At 42.7% G+C, this 7,110-nt stretch carries 7 protein-coding genes; 3 read left to right on the top strand and 4 right to left on the bottom strand.

Annotation, left to right across the window (positions count from 1 at the left end):
- Positions 1-609: 609 nt before the first annotated feature.
- From FTV52_RS14115 to def, 3 genes are all read right to left on the bottom strand, one after another.
- Entirely contained in the window at positions 610-2,640 is a 2,031-nt protein-coding gene (locus tag FTV52_RS14115) for a TonB-dependent copper receptor (protein WP_179991024.1), read from the bottom strand.
- 63 nt (positions 2,641-2,703) lie between these two features.
- Positions 2,704-3,138 (bottom strand): DUF2946 family protein, encoded by a 435-nt coding sequence (locus FTV52_RS14110; protein ID WP_179991023.1) that lies wholly within the window; start codon positions 3,136-3,138, stop codon positions 2,704-2,706.
- A gap of 107 nt (positions 3,139-3,245) precedes the next feature.
- Entirely contained in the window at positions 3,246-3,776 is a 531-nt protein-coding gene (def, locus tag FTV52_RS14105; protein ID WP_154321169.1) for a peptide deformylase, read from the bottom strand.
- 119 nt (positions 3,777-3,895) lie between these two features.
- Between def and FTV52_RS14100 the strand changes: the two genes are divergently transcribed.
- From FTV52_RS14100 to FTV52_RS14090, 3 genes are read left to right on the top strand one after another with little or no spacing between them, the layout of a single operon-like run.
- Complete coding sequence (locus tag FTV52_RS14100) at positions 3,896-5,053, top strand: LysM peptidoglycan-binding domain-containing protein (protein WP_179991022.1); 1,158 nt, start codon at positions 3,896-3,898, stop codon at positions 5,051-5,053.
- 17 nt (positions 5,054-5,070) lie between these two features.
- Positions 5,071-6,294, top strand: coding sequence for a DNA-processing protein DprA (gene dprA, locus FTV52_RS14095; protein ID WP_004970117.1), 1,224 nt, complete (start codon positions 5,071-5,073; stop codon positions 6,292-6,294).
- Between the two features lie 48 nt (positions 6,295-6,342).
- A complete protein-coding gene (locus FTV52_RS14090) occupies positions 6,343-6,912 on the top strand; it encodes an L-threonylcarbamoyladenylate synthase (protein WP_004970120.1) in 570 nt (189 codons plus the stop codon).
- 34 nt (positions 6,913-6,946) lie between these two features.
- Here the strand turns inward: FTV52_RS14090 and FTV52_RS14085 are convergent.
- Positions 6,947-7,110: zinc ribbon domain-containing protein (locus FTV52_RS14085; RefSeq protein WP_178319679.1), on the bottom strand; the 164-nt coding region annotated here is incomplete at its 5' end.

Here is a 7,110-nt window from a genome sequence, read left to right as displayed (position 1 = left end):
TTCAGTTAAAATCATTTTGAAGTTTTAATCTAAACTTCCAAATCTGGCTCATCAATTTTCTGACTTAAATTTCGCTCAAATAAACTTCGAGTAATTTAAACCAATCAATCAATGAAATATTTTCGATCAATCAATCAGTAAAAATCCACACAAGTTGTTCTTCATAATCTCTTAATGATCTTCTCGATGCTTCGTCAGCATCAAGCTAGGTCGGCTATATTACGCTTTATTTCCATAAAGTCAACATGCAATGTTGATTTTATTTTCAAACCCATCTACTCAAAACAAACTCAATTAATCTTAAATCAATCAACCAAGCTATTGTTTTTCAACAAGTTTTTATCAACATCGCCGCCGATGGATGTGCATTATAGGCCAAATATTTTGCCATGCAAGGCTTTTTGTAAAAGAAATATATCGAGTGTTTATTTTATAAACCCCAAAACAGATAAGCCACTGTTTTATCTCATAAATTTATTTTAATAAAAATCTGCGCAATTCTTCAAAATACAATCACAAGATTTAATCTATTGTTTTATATGAAATTATTCTAATAAAAAAGTAAAAAGCAGAGCCTAAGCCCTGCTTTTGGTTTAAATAAAGTTCAAATTAGAACTTCATACTGATACGCGCCCAGTAGTTACGACCAATATTATTAAATTGCTCATTCGCAGCAAAACCCAAACCCGCATTACCCATTTTGTTTAGATGCTCGGTATAAGTTTTATCCAGTACGTTATCAATACCCACAGACACATCAACACTTTTATTGAGGTTATAGCTGCCGTTTAAAGACAATACGCCAAAGCCACTGCTTTCTTTCACATCATAGCCCACGATATTACCTTCACGTTCGCTAATACGACTTTGACCATCAACAACACGTAATAATGCACCTAAAGTATATTTATCCTGAACATAGCGCAGGTTTAAACGTCCTTCCAAAGGTGAAATTTGTGGTAACGGCGTATTGTTTGTGGTGTTTTCACCCCACGCATACATAGCACTCACATCTGCTTGAACCGCATCGGTAAACTGATAACCAATTCCTGCTTCGACTCCGGCAATCACAGCATCGACATTTCTCGTTTCTGCTTTATCACTGGCATTGTATTTGGTCAAAATAAAATCTTGAATCAAACCTGTATAAGCAGATGCCCAAGAACTGAAATGACCATGCGTATGTTGATAGCCTAAATCGAGTTGTAAAGTTTTTTCTGTATCGATGCTTTTGAAGGTATTTGGATTGCCATTACCCAATTCAGGGCTGAATAGTTCCCAATAATCTGGCATACGCTCGACATAACCTAAACCAATGTAAGTTTTGCCATCCTCATGTTCAGGATGAATATTCTCAAATCGCAAAAAAGCACTTGGTAAAGTTTTATCGCGTTTTAAGCCGTACCCTTTCATTATTGAATCTTGACGGAGATCTTTTACACCTATCTGATCGAGACGTAGCCCTGTGACAAATTGATTATCACCACCTAAATCATAAGTGAGCTCACCAAATGCACCGATGGATTGGAATTTCATATCTTTCATACGAGGCATATTTTGGTAAACCACACCATTGGTGGTTTTACGGATACTATGCTCATTATTTTGTGTATCAATACCTGAGATCAGTTTGATTTTTTCCCATTCACTGGTCATAGCAACACGTGCATTTAAGGTTTTACGTGCCACATTGGTTGCCATTTCCATCTTCGGTTTTGGGCGTAAGCTATAGTTATCCATGACGTGATCATTAAAGTTATAGTTCACTTGCGCTTCAATTTTTTGAATCACATCTGAGACATTATACTTTTCTACACGTAAACCCAAACTTTCGCGGTCAAATTCAGAACCATCCATCATGCGGCCTGCATAAACCACTTCGGCATCACCACGACCACCTGTCAGCTCAAGCCAAGTATTTTCATCGGGTGTCCAACCTAAAGCCACATCGGCATTCCAACGCTCCCAATCTGAAGGAACAGTTGTACCATTGCCATCTTTATAGCTGTCTGCCACAGAACGGTTGGCGTTTAAACGGATGTATTTATGCTCATCACCCGCAGCCGCTTCAACATTATGATCCAAACGACCAAATGAACCCATCAAAACACTGGCTTGTCCACGATAGTTTTGACCTTCACCAAATTGTTCAGGCTTACGCTCAAACAACACCGTTGCTGCCGAACCCGTGTTGGCATATTGCACCGTTTGCGGGCCTTTAATCACGGTAATTTCATCAAAACTTTCTGGTGAAATATAAGAAGTTGGCGAATCCATACGGCTAGGACATGCGCCTAAGTTTTCAGAACCATCGGTTAAAATTTTAATACGTGAACCGAACATGCCGCGGAAGGTCACATCGCCATTGGTACCCGCACCACTGTTGACAGCACTAAAGCCAACTATGCTTTGCAAATAGTCTGCACCATCTGTGGCTGGAATCGGCTGAATGGGTTGTTTTGGATTAGCACGAACCACCAAACCATTGGCATCATTGCCCTGTTGTGCGGTTGCAACAATAGGCGCAAGACTATGCGTATTCGCAGACAGCATACTTTGATCGGCAAACGCACTTGCTGAATAGCAGGCAACACAAACTGCAGCCGCAATGGGCTGTAATAAAAATTTAGGCTGAGCCATTTTATTTCTCACTTCAAAACATAAATACAGTTAGGGTCAAAGCAGACCCGAAAAACATTGAATTTATGCAAAGTGAGGTGGAGCACGTCCCTGCGGAAGTAAAAAGAGTTGCTGAAGTGCAAACCAAACGTGTTGAAAACGTTTTTGGAAAGCCAAAAGACGTACCTGAATGCGATCAAGCACTTCTTTAAGCTCTAATTCAGGTGGCAAGACCAAGTTGCCATAGACCGTACAATACTGACATTGGTGTGAAGCATCGTGATGATGATGTCCATGCTGTGCAGTCAGTTGTTGATCATCGGTCTGTGATGTAGATGAATGTGCAGTATGCGAAGAATTTGTATGCACGGCGTGGGCTTGTGGCAACAAAAGTGCACGCGTGATGGTTTCACAGACTGGCGCAACTTGATATTGCTCAGGCAGCAAAGGCTGTAAAAATACAGCAATCTGTAAAAAAACTGCGATAAATGAAAGCAGTAAGCCACTACGCAACAACAAAAACATCTATCCTGAATTTGTGTGGCGCAAGTATAACAAAGCCCAATCGAAATTGGGCTGATTTTTATGCTTTGGTCTAAACATGGACAACTAGATGGTTGTTTGTTTTAACGCTTCACAGCAACTTTTTCTTTCTGACGCTGGCGCACTACTTTTTCCACTTTTTCACGGGCACGCTGTCTTTTGAGTGGTGATAAATAATCGACAAATAATTTACCATTTAAGTGATCCATTTCATGTTGGATACAAACAGCGAGAAGTTGATCTGCTTCTAGCTCAAAGGTTTGACCCTCAAGGTTAATCGCTTCAATTTTTACACGTGACGGACGCTCAACTTTGTCGTATATTTGAGGCACTGACAAACACCCTTCTTCATACGGTTGGGTCTCTTCAGTCAATGGGGTAACTTTGGGGTTAATGAAGACCATGGGTTGATCTTTATTTTCAGATAAATCCATGACAATCAGCTGAATATGATGATCTACCTGTGTCGCAGCTAGACCAATTCCTGGTGCGGCATACATAGTTTCAAACATATCTGCAGCAAGCTGACGAATTTCGTCGGTGACTTCTTCGACGGGTTTGGCAATGGTACGCAAACGGGGATCCGGGAAACTTAAAATAGGTAATAAGGCCATGGGACATCCTCACTTATGCCATTGATCAAAAAACCGAATGAAGGAATGCTTCATCAAAAAAATGTGTGTAAGATCGTTATTATAACGCAACTACATACATAATTTTAGGAATTATGATAATGAAAAAGGTTTTGACAGACACATCTTCTTTTCGTGTCTTGGGGTTTAAAAAGCAAGTTTTAGCACTTGCGGTATGTCTCACAGTGGGACTTAGTGCGATCAGTGTGGCTGAAGCAGCACCTGCACGAAACATCAATCCGCCTGCCTTAAAAGCCAGCGCACCAAATGTGTATGTGGTAAAAAAAGGCGATACCTTATGGGATATTTCCAAAAAATTCCTGAACAACCCATTACGTTGGCCTGAAATTTGGGCAAGTAACCGTCACGTAAAAAATCCACACTGGATTTTCCCAGGTGACCGTTTGTTGATGTGTACCTACGAAGGTCGCCCTATTATTGGTAAAGATGAAGGCGATGGCTGTGAAGGCATTATTCGTCGTTATGCAGGCAAGAGCACCAATTTACAGCCGCAAATTCGCGTGGAGTCTTTAAATAATACCATTCCTGTGATTCCACTTGACTACATCAAACACTGGTTAGAGCGCAGCAGCATTATTGCCGCAGATGCGTTACAAGGCACACCATATATTTTAGGTACTTCTGATCAACGTGTTTTAGCTGCTAAAGGTCAAAGTGTGTATGCACGTGGTGCAGGTCTGGAAGTAGGTCAACGCTACGGTGTATATCGTGAAGGCGAACCGTACATGCTGACCGATGCCAATGGTCAAAAATTCAATGCAGGCATTGAACTCACTCAAGTTGCTGCAGGTATTGCAGTACGTGGTGAAAATGACATCACCACACTTGAATTGACCGATACCTACAATGCCGAAGTGCGTCGTGGTGATCGCGTCTTACCAATTTATGACCCAATGCTGCCAACCTTGTTCTACCCAACGCATGCTGAAAATGTCAGCACAGGTGGTCAGGTGCTACGTGTGATGGGTTCGATTGGTACTGCAGCAAAACACAGTGTTGTGGCGATTGGTCGCGGGACATTACATGGCGTGCAATCTGGTCATGTGTTTAGCGTAGCGCAAAAAGGCGAAGTGGTCACCGACCCGAAAACCAAAGAACGTGTTCAGCTTCCGGGCGAACGCATTGGCAATATCATGGTCTTCAAGAGCTTTGACCACATTAGCTACGCCTATGTCTTAGACAGCGAATTGCCTATTAAAGTCGGTGCCAGCCTACAAGCACCGCGAATGGACGACTAAAACGGTTTGAGATGGTGATGTTGAATTCATTCAGCCCACAGCAAATCAACTACATTTTGTTGTGGTATTTGGTTCAACATTCACTGTCTAGTTTTTCCAAACTCGTACAACATTATGGTTCCGTGGCTGCCGCAGTGCAGCCCGAACACCTCCTCACATGGTCAGATGTGCGCATTCATGCCAACCATCTACAACGCGCCAAAGAATATCTCAGCCCAACAGGGCAACTCGCCTTTGAACAATGTCTGAATCAACTGCAACAGCAGTGCGATTTTATTCTAACTTTGGACGATGCGGACTATCCCAATCAGTTACGACCCTATTCCAACAAGCCACCCATTTTATTTGGGCAAGGCAATGCACAGGCTTTGTTGCAAGCGCAAATTGCGATTGTCGGCAGTCGCAAAGCCAGCCCGCATGGTCGGCAAGTGGCTTATGATTTTGCTTATTATTTAAGTGAACAAGGGTTCTTTATCAATAGTGGTTTGGCACAAGGTATTGATGAAGCCGCACATCAAGGTGCTTTGCAACATCAACGTACCATTGCAGTCATGGGCACAGGTTTGGACAGCACTTATCCAAGTGCACATCACAGCCTGCGCCAAAAAATTGTAGAATCTGGTGGTGCCGTGATTACGGAGTTTTTACCACAGACTAAGCCCTTACAGCAACATTTTCCACGACGTAACCGTATTGTCAGTGGACTAAGTTTAGGCGTGATTGTTGCTGAAGCCAGTTTAAATAGTGGCTCGCTGATTACCGCGAAACTGGCAGCAGAGCAAGGCAAATTAATTTTTGCGATTCCTGGACATATTTACAGTGAATTTCATCAGGGTTGCCATCAATTGATTCGTGAAGGTGCAATTTTAGTGGATCATCCTGAACAAGTGATTGAAGATTTAGCCCTACCCACCCAATGGCAATATCAACAAAACCAAATAGCATCAAGCCAAAATCAGACTACAGCAGCTTCAACAAAAGCAAAATTATCTACACCACCGACTGAAGCAATACTTCAAACCACCACAACAAAAACAGCAGATACAAGTACACCGCATATTCCCGAGCATTTATTGGCACTGTATCAACAACTGGATTGGGTCGGACAAAGCATCGATCACTTGGCACAGCAACTGAATTTAGATATTGCCACACTCACCAGCGCATTAATGGAACTGGAACTCATGGGCTTCTGTTTACAACAATCAGGTTTATATCTGCGTTGTCGTCCACTCAAATAAGGTTCACAATAAGCGCCTATTTCACGTTTCTGTTTAGGTAAAACTCCCATGATTACAACTTCTGTCACCGAAGCCGCTGCATGTCTACAACAAGGACAGGTACTGGCCTATCCTACAGAGGCGGTTTGGGGATTGGGATGTGATCCATATAATCAACAGGCATTTTTGGAAATTTTGCGTCTGAAACAGCGTCCGATTGAAAAAGGTGTGATTTTACTGGCAGGACATCTGTCACAAGTAGAGCATTTGCTGCAGGATTTAAACCCCGAAATGCGAGATCGCGTAATTGCGTCATGGACGAATACTTATCCCACAGATCGAGCAACCACCTGGCTATTACCCAGCACAGCCGCAATTCCAGAGTGGATTACAGGTCAACACCCCAAAGTAGCGGTGCGCGTAACCAATCATCCTTTATGTATGGCGTTATGCCATGCCTTTGATGGCTTTATTGTATCGACCAGTGCCAATCCTGCGGGACTTGCCCCTGCACGCTCTTTGCAAGAGACAACGCAATATTTCCATCAACAATTGCACTACTTAAATGGTGATTTGGGTTTAAGCCAGCAACCTAGCCGTATTTTAGATGCAGAGAGTGGGGCAGTGATTCGCGCCTAGCTTTAGACAAATTTTAGTTGACATCCTCCCCGACCTAAAGGACGGAGATTCCTACTGCTAGACGCTCATGCCCGAGCGCAAGAATATTCAGTGCGGAATTTACATCCCGATCATGGAGCGTACCACACTCCACACACTGCCATTCTCTTATTCCAAGTCCTGCTCTACCTTCCGGACTACTGGAGCGTGAGCCACAGC

It is taken from the genome of Acinetobacter sp. YH1901141 (genome assembly GCF_013416935.1).
GTDB classification, from domain to species: Bacteria; Pseudomonadota; Gammaproteobacteria; order Pseudomonadales; family Moraxellaceae; genus Acinetobacter; species Acinetobacter towneri.
This window is presented reverse-complemented; position numbering and strand designations above follow the sequence as displayed.

Bases quoted from the DNA above. Each gene is read 5' to 3' on its own strand.
- def (WP_154321169.1), bottom strand. From the start codon at position 3,776: ATGGCCTTATTACCTATTTTAAGTTTCCCGGATCCCCGTTTGCGTACC.
- dprA (WP_004970117.1), top strand. From the start codon at position 5,071: ATGTTGAATTCATTCAGCCCACAGCAAATCAACTACATTTTGTTGTGG.
- FTV52_RS14090 (WP_004970120.1), top strand. From the start codon at position 6,343: ATGATTACAACTTCTGTCACCGAAGCCGCTGCATGTCTACAACAAGGA.
- FTV52_RS14100 (WP_179991022.1), top strand. From the start codon at position 3,896: ATGAAAAAGGTTTTGACAGACACATCTTCTTTTCGTGTCTTGGGGTTT.
- FTV52_RS14115 (WP_179991024.1), bottom strand. From the start codon at position 2,640: ATGGCTCAGCCTAAATTTTTATTACAGCCCATTGCGGCTGCAGTTTGT.